The following is a 15569-nucleotide window of genomic DNA, read 5'->3' as shown; positions in this document are numbered from 1 at the left end:
ACGCGGGCTGAGCACCGCCAACCAGATCACCCGCCTGGCCGCCCTCGACCTACCCGAGAACACCCACCTACCCATCGAGGAACACACCCGCCGCCACGAACTGGCCACCCTCGCCCGCCACATCCACACCCTCGACGCCGCACTGACCGACAACCACCGACGCCTACGCGCCCTCGTCACCGACCTGCGCCCACCCCTGCTCGACCAACCCGGCGTCGGACCCGTCACCGCCGCGATCGCCCTCACCACCTGGTCACACCCCGGCCGCGTCCGACCAGAAGCCGCCTACGCCACCCTCGCCGGCGCCGCCCCCATACCCGTTGCCAGCGGCCGCACCGACCGACACCGCCTCAACCGCGGCGGCGACAGAACCCTCAACAGCGCCCTACACACCATCGCCCTGACCCGCCGCCGCATCCACCCCGAAACCCGCGACCACATCAACCGACGCCGCGCCCAAGACCGCACCACCAGAGAAATCACCCGCTGCCTCAAGCGCTACATCGCCCGACAGCTCTACCGCACCATCACCACCCACCACCGCACCTCTTGACAACCCCACTCACAGATCGGCGCGGGAATGGGCGGGAGGGTGGGGGCAGCACTACCGGGGAGAGACCAGGCTTCGGGATGGGGGGCGGGGCGGCGGCTGCCTAGCCTTTCAGCCATGACCGCCCTTGCCGCCACCAACGACCGGCAGCCGCTGGCACGGAGCATCCCCAGCCAACTCTTCGTCGACTCCGGCTACGTGCTTCTCGGCCTGCCACTGGGAGTGGCCAGCTTCGTCGTCCTGATCGTCGGCCTCTCGGCGGGCCTCGGCCTGATGGTCACCGTGATCGGCCTGCCGATCCTCAGCGGCACGCTGTACGCCGCACGCGGGCTGGCCGACATCGAGCGGCTGCGGCTGCCCGCCGTACTCCGGCAGCCCCGGATCCGACCGCGCTACCGGCTGCCGGAGGCGGGCGCGAGCGCCTGGCGGCGGATCTTCCTGCCGATGCGCGACGCGCAGTCCTGGCTCGACCTGGCGCACGGAATCCTGCGGTTGATCGTGGGCCTGGCCACCTTCGTGATCACCGTCGTCTGGTGGGGCGTGGCGCTCACCGGCTCGCTCTACTGGGCGTACGACTGGGCCCTGCCCCGCCCGTCCGGGGACGACCAGGACCTGGCGCAACTCCTCGGCCTGGGTGACTCGACCACCGCCCGGATCGGGCTGAACACCGCGGTCGGCGTGTTCTTCCTGATCACCCTGCCGATCGTGGTGCGGGGCTGCGCGCTGCTCCAGGCCAGCTTCGCCCGGGCCCTGCTGACCGGGGTGGCCGAGATGCGGGACCGGATCACCGTGCTGGAGGAGCAGAAGCGGGCCGCGGTGTCCGCCGAGGCGTCCGCGCTGCGCCGGCTGGAACGCGACATCCACGACGGCCCGCAGCAGCGACTGGTCCGGCTCGCGATGGACCTGAGCCGGGCCCGCATGCAGCTCGCCTCCGACCCGGAGGAGGCCGGCCGGACCATCGACGAGGCGGTGACCCAGATCCGGGAGACGCTTGCCGAGTTGCGGGCGCTGTCGCGCGGAATCGCCCCACCGATCCTGGTCGACCGGGGTCTGCCCAGCGCGCTCGCCGCTCTCGCCGGTCGCGGGCTCATCCCCATCGAGCTTGAGGTCGATCAGCAGTTGGGCACGCGGGACGGCCGACTCGACCCGGCGGTGGAGAACACCGCCTACTTCGTGGTGGCCGAGGCGTTGACCAACATCGCCAAGCACAGTCGGGCCACCGAGGCCACGGTCGCCGTGGCCCGCCAGGGCACCCACCTTCAGGTACGGGTGGGCGACGACGGGCAGGGCGGCGCGCATCTGGCCAAGGGGCACGGGCTGGCCGGTATCGCCGACCGGGTGCGGGCGGCCGGCGGTGAGCTGGCTGTGATCAGCCCGAACGGCGGCCCCACCGAGATCCGCGCCGAACTGCCGCTGTGAACCACCGCGATGGCGGTCCCGACGTGGTAGACACCACACCCATGCGCATCGTGATCGCCGACGACGCCGTCCTGCTCCGGGAGGGGCTGGTACGACTACTGACCGAGAGCGGGCACCAGGTGGTGGCCGCCGTCGGGGACGGCGACGCGCTCGTCGAGGCGGTGGTCGAGCACCGGCCCGACGTGTCGATCGTTGACGTCCGGATGCCACCGACCCACACCGACGAGGGTTTGCGGGCGGCGGTGCGGGCACGCCAACTGGTGCCGCGTACGCCGATCCTCGTGCTCTCCCAGTACGTCGAGGTGTCGTACGCCGATGATCTGCTCGCCACCACCGGCGGCGCCGGCGGCGGCGGCGGGATCGGCTACCTGCTCAAGGACCGGGTGGCGGCGATCGACGAGTTCCTGGACGCGCTGCGCCGGGTGGCGGCCGGCGGCACGGTGCTCGACCCGGAGGTGGTCGGCCAGCTCTTCGCCCGACGCCGCCGCGACGACCCGCTGCGCGAGTTGACCCCGCGCGAGCGGGAGGTGCTCGCGCTGATGGCCGAGGGCCGGTCGAACACGGCCATCGCCCGCGCCCTGGTGGTCAGCGACGGCGCGGTGGAGAAGCACGTCCGCAACATCTTCACCAAGCTCACCCTCCCGCCGGACACCGAGCAGCATCGGCGGGTGCTGGCCGTCCTCACCTACCTGCGGAACTGACCACCCGGGCGGCCAGGGCCACCGCGTCCGTGAGGGTGTCGGCCACCGGGTGACCGGAGTCGCGCAGCCGGGCCGGGTCGGTGAACCCGCCGGTGTAGAGCACCGCGCGGCCGCCGACCGCGAGGGCCGCGTCCGCGTCGTCGATGGAGTCGCCGATGAGTACGACCGCGCTGCCGTCGACATCCAGCTCGGCCAGGTGCCGCCGGAGGGACTCGGCCTTGCGGTCGCCGCCGACCGTCGCCCGCAGACCGTCGACGCGGGTGAAGTGGCCGGTCAGCCCGTACGTGTGCACCGTCGGCACCAGCTCCTCGTGAAACCACATGGAGAGCAGGCTCTGGCTGCCGTCCCAGGCGGCCATCGCGGTCCGCGCGTCGGCCGCCAGCTCGCAGGTGGTCAGCCCGTCGCGGTACGCGTCGTGGAAGATCCGGTCCAGCCGACCGAACGCCTCGTCGTCCACGGCCTGCCCGAGCACCTCGGCGTAGTAGTCGGCGATCGGGCGGCGGAAGCGCGTCCGGTGCTCGTCGGAGGTGACGGTCGGCCCGCCCACGCTGGCGAACGCGGCGTTGGTGGCGGCCACCACCAGGCTGAGGTCGTTGAGCAGGGTGCCGTTCCAGTCCCAGACCAGGTGGGGGTGCGCAGGGGTCATCCGAGCACCCTAGGCCCTCAGAGCTGCGGCGTGGTCAGGTCCCGCAGCAGCCGATCCTCCTCCACCCGCCAGTAGCCGTGCTCCTTGCCGTCGAGCATCACCACCGGCAGCCGGTCCCCGTACTCCCGTTCCAGCCCCTCGTCGCCGGTGACGTCCCACTCGACCCACTTGTCGCCGGTGACCGCCACCACCCGGTCGAGCGCGGCCTTGGCGTCGTCGCACAGGTGGCAGCCGGGTCGGGTGATCAGGGCGAGCCGGGCGTCAGTGGCCATCGGGTACCTCCGTGCGGGCGTCGTCGGCGGATGCGGGCGATCCGGCCGGGGTCGCCGACCGGAGCTGGGTCTTTCGTACCTTGCCGATCGCCGAGTGGGGCAGTGCGTCGACGAACTCGACGGCGGTCGGGCACTTGAACCGGGCCAGGTTCCGTGCGCAGTGTGCGAGCAACTCCTCGCCGCTGACCGGCCGCCCCGGCGCCGGCACCACGTACGCCCGCACAGTCTCGCCGGTTCGCGGGTGCGGCACACCCAGTACCGCCGACTCGGCCACCCCGGGGTGCCCGGCGAGCACCAGCTCGACCTCGTGCGGATAGACGTTGAAGCCGTTGACCAGGATCAGGTCGCCGAGTCGGTCCACCAGGTGCAGGTCGCCGTCGGAGTCGGCGTACGCGATGTCGCCGGTGCCCCACCAGCCGTCGGCGTCCGGACCGTCGCGGCCGTCCGGCCAGTAGCCGTCGAAGAGGTTGGGGCCGCGTACGACGATCTGCCCCGGGTCGGTGCCGGGGCCGACGTCGGAGATGTCCAACTCGTCCGTGTCGTCGTCCGGGACGGCCTGGCCGTCGCGCCACAGGTCCACCGAGTCCGGCCCGACCAGGCGCAGCTGGACGCCGGGCAGCGGCCGCCCGATCGAGCCGGCCTTCGCCACCTTGCCGACCAGGGTGGAGGTGAGCACCGGCGCGGTCTCGGTGAGGCCGTAGCCGATGTGCACCGGGTGGCCGGTCGCCGCGGTGAAGCGCGCCGCGACCGCGGGTTCCAGGGGCGCCGCGCCGCACACCGCCACCCGTACCGAAGCGGTCGCCGCGCGGACCGTGTCGGCGTCGGCCCAGGCCAGGAACATCGACGGTACGCCGACCAGCACGCTGACCCGGTGCCGGGCGATCTCGGCGAGTCCCGCCGTCGGGTCCGGCTCGTCGAGCAGCACGCCGGCGGCACCATGGTGGACGACGGCGCCGAGCCCCGCATTGAGCCCGTACGCGTGGAACAGCGGCAGGGCCAGCAGCACCGTGTCGTCCGGGCCGACCACCGGCGGCTCGATGGCGTCGACCTGGTCGAGGTTGGCCAGCAGCGCGCGGTGCGAGAGCATCGCCCCTTCGGACGGCCGGCGGTGCCCGACGTATAGAGCAGTACGGCGAGGTCGTCCCCGGCGCGGCGGGCCCGGGGGCGCGGCCCGGGCTGCCCGGCGGTCGGCGGGGTGGCGTGCACGGCGGTGAGCGCCGGCAGATCGGCGGCCACCTCGGCGACCAGGCCCCGGACCCGCTCGGTGCCGATCAGCAGGGACGCGCCGGAGTCGGCCAGCACATGTCGCAGCTCCGGGGCGGTGAAGCCGGGGTTGACCGGCACCGCGACCAGCCCGGCCCGCAGCGCGCCGAGCCACCCGATAATGAAGTCGGGGGTGTTGGGCAGCGCGATCGCCACCCGGGGCGGTGTGTCGCCCGGGTCGGTGGCCGGAACGGCGGAAGCCAGGCCGTACGCGGCGGCGGTCACGGCGGCGTCCAGTTCGGACCAGCTCACCCGCTGATCCCGCCAGTGCAGCGCGGGCCGGTCGCCGTGATCGAGAGCCGCCCGACGCACGCGGTCGGCGAGGTTCGGCGGCGAGTCCGCCGGAAAGTCCTGCACGGTCATCGAGTCTGGCACAGCGGCGGTCGACCGGCCACGCCCGAAGGCCGCCGGGCGACAGCCGCAGGGCGTCCCGTCAACGGGACGCTCACCGTGCCACCGACGCAACGATCGAGTCCGGCTGATGGGACGAGCGACGCGCCCGGTCGACGGTTCGGCCGAGCCGGTACGGCGGGTGGCGGGTGCCGCTCACTTGATCGGCCAATATGCTGCCGAACTGGGGATCCATCCTGGAACAACGGGTCGGTCGAAAGTCAAACGCACACGACGGACAACCGGTCCGCCGCCGGTGCGACACAGGGGGAAATACTTCCGCCTTGTGTAACGGACTTGCCACGCGCGGGTGACGTTGGCCCTATTATCACTCGGGTCGGCTCACCCCATTTGCCGTGAGTCGACACCCCTCAGCCCGAGGAGGCCCCCGTGCCTGTGAGCGCATTGGACCAGCACCTCAAGGGGAACTGCCGCCCGTCGGCACACCCCGGAACAGTCTTGCCCGACCGGTTGCCCGGTCGGTCCGCACCGACGACCCGCAAACCGGCCCGTCCGGCCATCAAGGGGACGGGGGCGGCCCGATGACCACCTTCGGATACGCGGAACGTCCCGTCGGCCTGACCGGCCAGACGCCCCGCTCGCAGGTCAACGAACGGCCGGCAACCCGCGCGCCGCTGGGCGACCCGCACGCCGCGTTGCGGGGTGAGAGCCCCGCGCAGCGGACCCGCAACCGCCCACACACCAACGAGCCTCCGCCGAGACCGGCGGTTCCCGGTGGCAACGCGATGCCGACCGGCGGTCGGGTCGCCGCGCCGACCCGACCGACCATGCCGTCGCAGGGCCGCCGGGCCGGCGACGCCCCGGCTCCGGCCACCGACCCGGCGGCGGGCGAGACGGCGGTGATCCCGGCGGTTCCGGCCGCCACGCCGACCACGCCGACCGGTTTCCCGAGCCGTCCGGACCCGTCCGACCCGGCCACCGAGGTCTGGACGCTGGTCGAGCGGGCGCAGGCCGGCGAGTCAGCGGCGTTCGGTCTCATCTACGACAGGTACGTGGACACCGTCTTCCGGTTCGTCTACTTCCGGGTCGGCAACCGTCAGCTCGCCGAGGACCTGACGTCGGACACGTTCCTGCGTGCCCTCAAGCGGATCGGGAGCTTCACCTGGCAGGGCCGCGATCTCGGCGCCTGGCTGGTGACCATCGCCCGCAACCTGGTCGCGGACCACTTCAAGTCCGGCCGGTACCGGCTGGAGGTCACCACGGGCGACGTGCTCGACGCCGACCGCGAGGATCGCGGCCCCGAGGGCAGCCCGGAAGCGGCGGTGGTCGAACACATCACCAATGTCGCCCTGCTCACCGCCGTCAAACAGCTCAACCCGGAGCAGCAGGAGTGCATCGTGCTGCGGTTCCTCCAGGGCTTCTCGGTGGCTGAGACGGCCCGCGCCATGGGCAAGAACGAGGGTGCCATCAAGGCTCTGCAGTACCGGGCCGTCCGCGCGCTGGCCCGACTGCTACCCGACGGCTTCCAACCGTGATTCGCTGACCGCACCGGCGAGCGTCGATCACTGTCTGCGCAGCTCAGGGCGGGTCTCACTCGGTGATGCCGATCACTTTCTGTGATTTCCGCCCCGCCCGGCCCGTAACCCGTGCCCGGTCCGCCGCGTTTCTCCGGGTGCGACCGGTGGATGTCCCGGCAGGACCGGGGCACCGAGGTCCGCCCGGCAGGCCGGACGGTTCCTCACCTCCGTGGTGTCACAAACGCCGCCCGGTCGCCGTAAACCACGGCGGCCGACCGGCCGTGACCAGCGAGAGGAGGTGCCTGCGGTGGATAACGACCTCTTCTCCCGCCGGCGTGCCGAGCGCTTCGCGCAACTTCTCGACGAGGCCAACGGCGGCCGGCGGCACCACGTGCGGTCCCGAGTGGACAGCCAGCTGGCGCCGCTCGTCGCGGTGGGCCAGCGGATCAGCGCCGATCCTCCGACCGTCGAAGTGGATCCCGACTTCCGGACCGGCCTGCGAGCGATGCTGCTCGCCACCGCCGAGCGTGAGGGGATCGGCACGACCCCGGCGACCGCCGAGCCGGCCGCTACCACGAGCCGTGGCTCGTTGCTGCCGGCGGTCACCGCCCGGCGGGCCCGTGCCCGGGGAGCGATCCTGGTCGGTATCGCCGCTGGCGCCATCGCCGTCTCCGGCATCTCCGCCGCGAGCGAGAACGCCGTTCCCGGCGACGCGCTCTACGGGATGAAGCGGTCCACCGAGCGAGCCCAACTCGCCCTGGCCAGCTCGGACATCAGCCGTGGCCAGCTCTTCCTGGACTTCGCCCGGACCCGGCTCGGCGAGGCTGCCGAGCTGCGCGGCGACCGCATCGGCTACAGCGCCGTCCTTGACGACATGGACGCCGACACCCGGCAGGGCATCCGCCTGCTCACCGCCGCCGCCGTGCAGCGCGCCGAGCCGGCCAGCCTCGACGCCGTCAACACGTTCGTCGCCAGCCAGCGGCGGGCGGTGAACAACCTTCTCGACGGGGCGGGCCGGGCCGACCGGGAACGGACCCGGCGGTCGCTGGCCCTGCTGGACAGCATCCGGGAGCGGTCGGACGCGGTCCGCGCCGCCATCGCGTGCGGACTGCCGGCGCCGACCGGCAGCGACACCCTCGGGCCCACCCCGAGCACCTGCCCCGGCGCGCGCTGACCCGCCCGGCGAGACTGGGTCCGCTGACCCACCCGGCGAAACCAGGCTCGCTGACCCGCCACGCGAGAGCGAACGACCGACCGGTCGCGGCACGGTTCTCTGTGCCCGGCCGGTCGGTCGTTCGTTCCGGATACCCTCGCTGAAGGCATCGTCGTAGCTGCGGAAGGAGGGGAAGTCGCGTGGCGCGCAGCCGCAGGATGACGGTCAGCACCGACGTCCAGGGACACACCGCCGGTTGGGCGGAGACCGACCTGGCGTCGGTCACCCCGCCCGCGCCGGACCCGACCGCCGCCGCCTTCTTCGACGTCGACAACACGATGATGCAGGGCGCGTCGATCTACTGGTTCGCCCGGGGGCTCGCCGCCCGGAACTACTTCACGACCGCCGACCTGGCCCGCTTCGCCTGGCAGCAGCTCCGGTTCCGGTTGCTCGCCCGGGAACACGCGGGCGACATGTCCCAGGCGAAGGAGGCCGCGCTGGCCTTCGTCGAGGGGTGGCTGGTCGACGACGTGGAACGCCTCTCCGAGGAGATCTTCGACGAGCTGATGGCCCCCCGGATCTGGGCCGGTACCCGCCAGCTCGCCCAACGCCACCTGGACGCCGGCCAGCGCGTGTGGCTGGTCAGCGCCGCCCCGGTCGAGATCGGTCGGGTGATCGCCGCCCGGCTCGGCCTGACCGGTGCGATCGGCACGGTGGCCGAGGTGCGGGCGGGGGCGTACACCGGGCGGTTGGTGGGTGACCTCATGCACGGGCCGGCGAAGGCCGAGGCGGTCACCCAGCTCGCCGCCGTGCAAGGGCTGGACCTGACCCGCTGCGCCGCGTACAGCGACTCGGCCAACGACCTGCCGCTGCTCTCCGCAGTGGGCCGGGCGGTGGCGGTCAACCCGGACGGCGCGCTGCTGCGGCAGGCCCGCCAGCGCGGCTGGGAGGTACGGGACTTCCGTACCGGCCGCCGAGCCGTCAAGATCGCCGTACCGTCGACGGCGGCGGCCGGGCTCGTCGCCGGCGCGGTCACCGCCGGTCTGGCCCTCCAGCGTCGCCGCCGCGCCGGCTGAGCGTCAGGGGCCGAACGGATCGGGTCGCCGTTCCAGCAGCGTGTGCAGGGTCTGCTGGATGGTCTCCCGCACCTGGTCGGCGAGGTTGAAGACGACCAGCGGATCGTCCGCCGAATCAGTCAGGTGGGCGGTGGGGATCGGCGGGCAGAACTCGATCAGCCACTTACTGGGCAGCGGCACCATCCCCAGCGGCCCGAGCCACGGGAAGGTCGGCGTCACCGGGAAGTACGGCAGCTTGAGCAGTCGCGCGAGGGGTTTGATGTCGGCGAGCATCGGATAGATCTCCTCGCCGCCGACGATGGCGACCGGGACGATCGGGGTGCCGGTCCGCAGCGCCGCCGAGACGAAGCCGCCCCGACCGAACCGTTGCAGCTTGTACCGGTCGGCGTAGAGCTTGCCGATGCCCTTGAAGCCCTCGGGGAACACGCCGACCAGGTCACCGTTGCCGAGCAGCCGCTCGGCGTCCGGGTTGCAGGCCACCGTGCCGCCGGTCTTGCGGGCGATCTCCGACACCACCGGCATCCGGAACACCAGGTCGGCGCCGAGCAGGCGCAGGTAGCGGCGGGCTGGGTGCTTGTCGTGCAGGGCCGCCGACAGGATCAACGCGTCCAGCGCCACGGTGCCGGAGTGGTTGCCGACCACCAGGGCGGGCCCGTCGACGGGTACGTGCTCCACCCCGCTGACCTCGGTACGGAACCAGTCCCGGTAGAGCAGCCGCAGCAACGGGTGGAAGACCGCGTCGGTCAACTCCGGGTCGAAGCCGAACTCGTCGACCTCGTAGTCCCCGGCCAACCGTCGACGCAGGAACGCCAGACCGTTGGCGACCCGGCGGTCCCACTGGTCCCCGGGCCGATCCGCCACCGCCGGCGCGGTGCCACCGCCGGAAGCCGGCACGCTCGTGCCGCCGGACATCGGCCCGGTGCCAGCCGAGGCGGGCGGGCTTCCGCTGGCCGGCTCGTCGGTCGCGCCGGAGTCGACCACGTCGGCGGACGTGACCGCCGGGCCGTCGGTCGGCGTGTCGACCTCGTCGCCGGGTGTCGCGGTGGGCGCGAGCCGGGCCGCCGGGCGGTGCCCGTTGCGCCGCGCCGGCTCCGCGTCCGGCACGGGCGGAACCAGCGGTACGTCGAACCGCCCGATCCCCTGCGGGTCCTGCCCCTGCCCGGTCATGACGTGCGCTCCCGAACCGCGGCACGGACCTGCCGGATGCCGTCCAGAACCAGCTGTTCGGCGGCGGCCAACTGCCCCCGGCTGAGCACCGCCCTGCCGTTGTGGGCGCGGATGAAGTCCTCGAACGCCTCGGCCGTGGAGCGCGGCGTGAAGCCGTACTCCTGCTCGAGGCGCGTGGTATCGACGACCCGGCCGTGCACGAAGAGATCGACCTGGTCGAGGCCGTAGCCTCCGACCCCCATGGTGCGGGCCAGCGCCGCCGCGCCGGACAGCCCCGGTTCCAACACCGGCACGGCCACCCGACCGGCCCGCCGGATCGCCTGGGACAGCGACAGCACCCCCGGACCTGCGACGTTGTAGGTGCCCGGATGGTCTTCCGCGATCGACCGGTGCAGCACCTCCAACGCGTCGTCGAAGTGCAGGAACTGTAGCCGGGGATCGCGGCCGAACACGGTCGGCACGAACGGCTGCGCGAAGTAGCGCGTCAGGGTCGTGTCGGCGGTCGAACCGATGAACGGGGCGAACCGCAGCACCGTCGCGGTCACGTCGGTCCGACGGCGGCGGAAACCTCGGACGTACCCCTCGACGTCGAGGATGTCGCGGCCGAAACCGCCGCGCGGCACCTCGCGCGGCTCGGTCTCCTCGGTGAACACCGCCGGGTCGCGGAACGACACCCCGTACGCGGCGGTCGACGACCGGACCACGAGCTTGCGGAGGCGGGGTGCCCGCTGGCAGGCGGCGAGGAGCTGCATGGTGCCGATGACGTTCTGGTCCTTCATGGCCGACCGGCCACCGTGCTGCCGGTCGGGAGAGCTGACCAACGCGAGGTGGACCACCGCGTCGACGTCCAGGTCGGCGAGGAGCCCACCGAGCGAACCCGGGTCGACGCGGATCCGCTCGACCCGGTCCAGGAGATCGGTGAACTCGGCGGCCGGCTCCGGCGCGTCCACGCCGATGACCCGCTCGATACGCGGATCGGCGGCCAGTCGGGCCGCCACGTGGGCGCCCAGGTAACGACCGACCCCGGTCACGACGACGACCCCCGGAGCACCTGGGGTGCTACCGGGGGTCATCTGACGCACCTACCCGACAGGCGGGACCGAGCCGGGACGACCACGGCCTGATCACCTGAGCCTCCGGAGGTCGACAGTTTGGCAAGCGACGCTGGTGCCGGGCTGAGCCCGGCGCCGGTCACTTGCCGAGACGGCGACGCTGGACGCGGGTCTTGCGCAGCAGCTTGCGGTGCTTCTTCTTAGCCATGCGCTTACGGCGCTTCTTGACCACCGAGCCCATACGACAGCCTTTCGATACAACGTGCGGGGCGGACCGGATGACACCACGCAGGTGACGACGGAGACCGCATGCGGACAACGGACCGGACCAGTCTGGGCGGCGGGGTGCACCGGCAGGGTCTCGGTCGCGCTCCAGGGTAGCCGCAGAGCGTCAGCAGGACCAACGCACCCCCGCCCATGACGCCTAGGGGGCGCTCAATCGGCCGTCCGGCGGCTCAGGCGGTTTCCTGAAACGCGCCCCGCAGGTATTCGTGCACCGCGTGCTCGGGCACCCGGAACGACCGGCCCACCCGGACCGCGGTCAGCTCACCGCTGTGCACGAGGCGATAGACCGTCATCTTCGACACCCGCATGACCGTCGCCACCTCCGCGACGGTCAGGAACTTGACCTCCGACAGCCGTCCGTCGGACTGCGACCCGGCCATGGCTCACCGACCCATCCCATGCCCGGCGCGGGCCAACCCGACGGATGCTCCGGGCCGGGCGGCGACGCGCGTGTTACCAGTACGGTAGCGGGGCGGCTGTGACCGGCGCGATCCCTTCGTACAACTGATCATGTTTTGGCGGTCGGTTCACCCGATCCGGCTCGCCGTTATCTCCCCGGCTGCGTCCGTCGTCCGGTTGCTCACTCGGCGCGCAGGGCCACCACCGGGTCGAGTCGGCCGGCGCGCTGCGCGGGGACCACGCCGAAGACGATCCCCACCGCCGCCGACACACCGAAGGCCAGCGCCAGCGACCACCACGTGATCGCCGCGGGGATCGGTGACAACGCGTCCACCAGCAGGGCGGTGCCCACGCCCAACGCCATCCCGGTCAGTCCGCCGATGGTGGTGAGCAGCACCGCCTCCAGCAGGAACTGCACGCCGATGTCCCGGGGTCGTGCGCCGACCGCCTTGCGCAGCCCGATCTCCCGGGTCCGCTCGCGGACGCTGACCAGCATGATGTTGGAGACGCCGACGCCGCCGACGAGCAGCGAGATGCCGGCGATGGCGGCGAGAACACCGGTGAGTACGCCGAGGATGTCGCCGAGCACACCGAGGATCTGCTGCTGCGTGACCGCGCTGAACTCGGTGTCCGGGTGCCGGCGGTTCAGCTCCGCGACGATGCGTTCGCCCAGCTCGTCGATCCGTTCCCGGTCGGGCGCCTTGACGGCGATGCCGTCCACCCGCTGGGTGCCCCAGAGGCGCTGTGCGGCGGTCACCGGTACGTGCACCTCGTCGTCCCGGTCGACGCCGAGACTCTGCCCGAGGGGAGCGAACACGCCGATGACCCGGAACCGTACGCCGGCGAGGGTGACCTGTTGACCCAGCGGATCACGGTCGGGGAACAACGCGCGGGCCACCGAGTCGCCGAGCACCGCGACCCGCCGGGTGGTGTCCACGTCCGTGCCGGTGAGATAGCGACCCCGGGCCAGCGAGCGGGTGAACACCGTCGGCGTGGTCTCCAGCACGCCCTGCACGGTGGTGAAGTCCGAGCGCGCGCCGGCTCGCGCGGTCGCTCCCGAGGCGACGGTGACCGCGACCCGCTGGGGATCGCCGACGACGCGTGCGACCGCGTCGGCGTCCTTGAGCGTCAACGGCGAGACCACCGGCGCGGTGCCCACCTCGATCTTGCCGGGGACCACCAGCAGCAGGTTGGAGCCGAGCCCCTCGACCTGCTGCTCCACCTGCTGTTTGGTGCCGGCGCCGATGGCGACCAGCAACACCACCGACGCGACACCGATGATCACGCCGAGCATGGTGAGCGAACTGCGCAGCCGGTTGGCGCGCAACGCGTCCAGCGCGACCCGCCACGCCTCGGCGACCCTCACGCCGCACCGCCCTCGGGCCCGCGCACGTCGGCCTCGCGCACGTCGGCCTCGCCGTGCCGCAGGCCGGGTTCGCGCTTGTCGACCCGCGTGCGATCCGGACGGGGTACGTGCGGAAGGCGCCCGGTGGCTCCGGCGGCGCCACCGGAGCCACCGGACGGGTGCCCCGGGCCGTTTCCGGACACGGACCGGGGCTCCGCGCTGGGAGCGGGCACCAGTGTCTCAGGTCGACCGTGATCGACGGACGGCGGTCGATCATGAAGGTCGCCGGCGCTGTCCGCCACCACCACGCCGTCGCGCATGGTGATCCGGCGCGCGGCCCGCGCCGCCACCTCCTGGTCGTGGGTGACCATCACCAACGCCACTCCGGACTCCGCGTTCAACCGTTCCAACAGTTCCAGGACCGCCGCGCCGGTCACACTGTCCAGGTTGCCGGTCGGCTCGTCGGCCAGCAGCACCGTCGGCTCGGTGACCAGCGCGCGGGCGATGGCGACCCGCTGCTGCTCGCCACCGGACATCTGGTTGGGCCGGTGGTCGAGCCGGTGCCCGAGACCGACCCGGCCCAACATCGCCGCCGCCCGCTCCCGGCGCTGCCGGGCCGACACCCCCCGATAGACCAGCGGCAACGCCACGTTCTCCACCGCCGACGTACGCGGCAGCAGGTGGAACGCCTGGAACACGAAGCCGATCGTCTCGTTGCGCAGGGTGGCCATCTCCGGTGGGGAGAGGGCGTTGACGTCACGCCCGCCGATCACCAACCGTCCACCGGTCGGCCGGTCGAGACCGCCCAGCAGGTGCATGAGCGTGGACTTGCCGGAGCCGGACGGGCCGACAAGCGCCACGTAGTCCCCCGGCTGTACGGTCAACGAGACCCCACGCAGCGCCTCGACCGACACCCCGTCGAGCTGGTACGTGCGCGACACGTCCACCGCCTCGATGGCCGGCGGGGTGTCGATCACCGCACCTCCTGGCCGTCGCGCACCTGGTCGGTGCCGCGTACCACGATCCGGTCACCGGGCTGGACGCCGTTGAGGATCTGCACCAGGTCGGACCCCTGGACGCCCACGGTCACCGGCGCGCGGTCGGCTTTTCCGTCGCGGACCACCCACACGGCGTCCCGGCCGTCGGCGGAGAAGACGGCCGAGGCGGGGACGGTCACCGCGTCGGCCGCCTCGCGTACGCGCAGGTGCACGATCGCGTTCATGCCGGGGCGGGGCGTGGGGGCGGGCTCGTCCTCGGCCAGCTTTCCCGCGCCCAGCGCGAGGCGTACCCGGTAGGTGACCCCGCCCTGCGCCGAGCTGGTGGGGAGCACGTCGACCGAGCGGACCGTGGCGTCGTAGCTGGCGCCGGTCACGGCGTCCAGTTCGACGGTGGCGGTCACCCCGGGCTTGACCAGCAGCACATCGGTCTCGTCGACGTCGGCGAGCAGTCCGAGCTGCCCGGTGTCCACGATGGTCAACACGGGCGTGCCGGCGGTGACCTGACCGCCGACCACGACGGCGTCGTCGACCCCGGCCGGTGGGCCGGCCTGCGCGGGAGAGAGTGCCGACGGGTCGATCCCGGCCCCACCGGCCTGTTCCAACAGCCCGGCCAGGCCGCCGCTCGGACCCCCGCCGGCCCGGGTGCCGCCCGGCTGCACCACCCCGCCGATCGGAGCGCGCAGGGTCAACGCGTCGACGGTCGCCTTGGCCAGGTCGTACGCCTGCTGGGCCTGCAGCCGTTGCGCCGCGGACAGCGAGCCGACGGCCGAGTTCAACCCGCTGATCCCCCGCTGCACCGCGCGGACGGCCGCGTCGGCGCTCTGCGCGGCGGCGGCGTACTGCCGCTGGGCGGACGTCACCTGGGCCAGCAACGCATCCCGCAACTGCTGGTCGGCGATCTTCTCGGCGGCCTTGCGGGCGGCGTCGAACGCCTCGTCGGCGGCCTTGTCGGTGCCCCGCCGGCTGCTGGTCAGGTTGCCGGTGGAGACACCCCGGCCGGCGCGCTTCGCCGCGTCCAGCGCCTCCTTCGACTGGCGCAGGCGGGCCTGGGCCGACGGGGACGCGACCACCGCGAGCACCTGACCGCGCTTCACCCGTTGTCCAGGCTGGACCCGCAGGCTGGCCAGGGTGCCGTCGGCGGGCGAGGTGAGGCTGGCGGCGGCGCGGGCGGTCACCGTCGCCGGAGCGTCGATCACCTCGCTGACCGGGCTACGGGCGGCCGAGGCGAGGGCGACCGGCGGTTGGTCGTCACCGCAGGAGGCGGCGGTGGTGGCGGTGAGGACGGCGATGGCGGTCAGGGCGGTGAGCAGGCGGGGCCGCGTGGCGCTTGCGGGCCTCGGCAGGTCGGGGCGGCGCACCCATCGATGGTACGGCG

15 protein-coding genes and 2 pseudogenes are annotated in these 15569 nt (G+C 72.8%); 6 read left to right on the top strand and 11 right to left on the bottom strand.

Going from position 1 to position 15569, the window contains the following annotated elements:
- From ACLQ25_RS10530 to ACLQ25_RS10520, 3 genes are all read left to right on the top strand, one after another.
- The coding region (locus ACLQ25_RS10530; protein ID WP_425730699.1) for a transposase at positions 1–553 on the top strand (553 nt) is incomplete at its 5' end.
- Positions 554–667: 114 nt separating this feature from the next.
- Complete coding sequence (locus ACLQ25_RS10525; protein ID WP_425730698.1) at positions 668–1969, top strand: sensor histidine kinase; 1302 nt, start codon at positions 668–670, stop codon at positions 1967–1969.
- 41 nt (positions 1970–2010) lie between these two features.
- A complete protein-coding gene (locus ACLQ25_RS10520; RefSeq protein WP_425730697.1) occupies positions 2011–2670 on the top strand; it encodes a response regulator in 660 nt (219 codons plus the stop codon).
- On the opposite strand, the gene ACLQ25_RS10515 is transcribed toward ACLQ25_RS10520, so the two are convergent.
- From ACLQ25_RS10515 to ACLQ25_RS10500, 4 genes and pseudogenes are all read right to left on the bottom strand, one after another.
- The gene (locus ACLQ25_RS10515; RefSeq protein ID WP_425730696.1) at positions 2651–3316 is read right to left on the bottom strand and encodes an HAD family hydrolase; all 666 of its coding nucleotides are present in this window, start codon (positions 3314–3316) and stop codon (positions 2651–2653) included. The two genes, ACLQ25_RS10520 and ACLQ25_RS10515, sit on opposite strands and share 20 nt — an antisense overlap.
- A gap of 17 nt (positions 3317–3333) precedes the next feature.
- Positions 3334–3588 carry a glutaredoxin family protein gene (locus tag ACLQ25_RS10510; RefSeq protein WP_030329740.1) on the bottom strand — a complete coding sequence of 85 codons (255 nt, stop codon included), beginning with the start codon at positions 3586–3588 and terminating at the stop codon, positions 3334–3336.
- Complete coding sequence (locus tag ACLQ25_RS10505; RefSeq protein ID WP_425730705.1) at positions 3578–3838, bottom strand: AMP-binding enzyme; 261 nt, start codon at positions 3836–3838, stop codon at positions 3578–3580. Before ACLQ25_RS10505 ends, ACLQ25_RS10510 begins: the two co-directional genes overlap by 11 nt.
- Before the next feature lie 258 nt (positions 3839–4096).
- Positions 4097–5214, bottom strand: a pseudogene (locus ACLQ25_RS10500) (AMP-binding protein); the annotation flags it as partial.
- 569 nt (positions 5215–5783) lie between these two features.
- Between ACLQ25_RS10500 and ACLQ25_RS10495 the strand changes: the two are divergent.
- The 3 genes from ACLQ25_RS10495 to ACLQ25_RS10485 all read left to right on the top strand — a co-directional run bounded on the left by ACLQ25_RS10495 (position 5784) and on the right by ACLQ25_RS10485 (position 8948).
- Positions 5784–6737 (top strand): ECF subfamily RNA polymerase sigma factor, BldN family, encoded by a 954-nt coding sequence (locus tag ACLQ25_RS10495; protein ID WP_357129178.1) that lies wholly within the window; start codon positions 5784–5786, stop codon positions 6735–6737.
- A gap of 289 nt (positions 6738–7026) precedes the next feature.
- Positions 7027–7893, top strand: coding sequence for a DUF5667 domain-containing protein (locus tag ACLQ25_RS10490; RefSeq protein WP_425730695.1), 867 nt, complete (start codon positions 7027–7029; stop codon positions 7891–7893).
- Between the two features lie 197 nt (positions 7894–8090).
- Positions 8091–8948 carry an HAD family hydrolase gene (locus ACLQ25_RS10485; RefSeq protein WP_425730704.1) on the top strand — a complete coding sequence of 286 codons (858 nt, stop codon included), beginning with the start codon at positions 8091–8093 and terminating at the stop codon, positions 8946–8948.
- Between the two features lie 3 nt (positions 8949–8951).
- On the opposite strand, the gene ACLQ25_RS10480 is transcribed toward ACLQ25_RS10485, so the two are convergent.
- The 7 genes and pseudogenes from ACLQ25_RS10480 to ACLQ25_RS10450 all read right to left on the bottom strand — a co-directional run bounded on the left by ACLQ25_RS10480 (position 8952) and on the right by ACLQ25_RS10450 (position 15552).
- Positions 8952–9860, bottom strand: coding sequence for a lysophospholipid acyltransferase family protein (locus ACLQ25_RS10480; RefSeq protein ID WP_425730703.1), 909 nt, complete (start codon positions 9858–9860; stop codon positions 8952–8954).
- 251 nt (positions 9861–10111) lie between these two features.
- Positions 10112–11188, bottom strand: coding sequence for an NAD-dependent epimerase/dehydratase family protein (locus ACLQ25_RS10475; protein WP_425730694.1), 1077 nt, complete (start codon positions 11186–11188; stop codon positions 10112–10114).
- A 118-nt stretch (positions 11189–11306) separates the two neighbouring features.
- On the bottom strand, positions 11307–11408 hold the full coding sequence (locus tag ACLQ25_RS10470; protein WP_007465623.1) for a 30S ribosomal protein bS22: 102 nt from the start codon (positions 11406–11408) through the stop codon (positions 11307–11309).
- Between the two features lie 214 nt (positions 11409–11622).
- Positions 11623–11832 (bottom strand): helix-turn-helix domain-containing protein, encoded by a 210-nt coding sequence (locus ACLQ25_RS10465; RefSeq protein ID WP_007465625.1) that lies wholly within the window; start codon positions 11830–11832, stop codon positions 11623–11625.
- 200 nt (positions 11833–12032) lie between these two features.
- Complete coding sequence (locus tag ACLQ25_RS10460; RefSeq protein ID WP_425730693.1) at positions 12033–13217, bottom strand: ABC transporter permease; 1185 nt, start codon at positions 13215–13217, stop codon at positions 12033–12035.
- 107 nt (positions 13218–13324) lie between these two features.
- A pseudogene (locus tag ACLQ25_RS10455) lies at positions 13325–14170 on the bottom strand (ABC transporter ATP-binding protein); the annotation flags it as partial.
- Entirely contained in the window at positions 14170–15552 is a 1383-nt protein-coding gene (locus ACLQ25_RS10450) for an efflux RND transporter periplasmic adaptor subunit (protein ID WP_425730692.1), read from the bottom strand. The gene ACLQ25_RS10450 and the pseudogene ACLQ25_RS10455, both read right to left, overlap by 1 nt.
- Positions 15553–15569: the final 17 nt, after the last annotated feature.

This window comes from Micromonospora sp. DT44 (genome assembly GCF_049841635.1).
Taxonomy (GTDB): domain Bacteria; phylum Actinomycetota; class Actinomycetes; order Mycobacteriales; family Micromonosporaceae; genus Micromonospora.
Note: the sequence above shows the minus strand (reverse complement) of the source record. Positions and strands in the feature narration are given on the sequence as shown.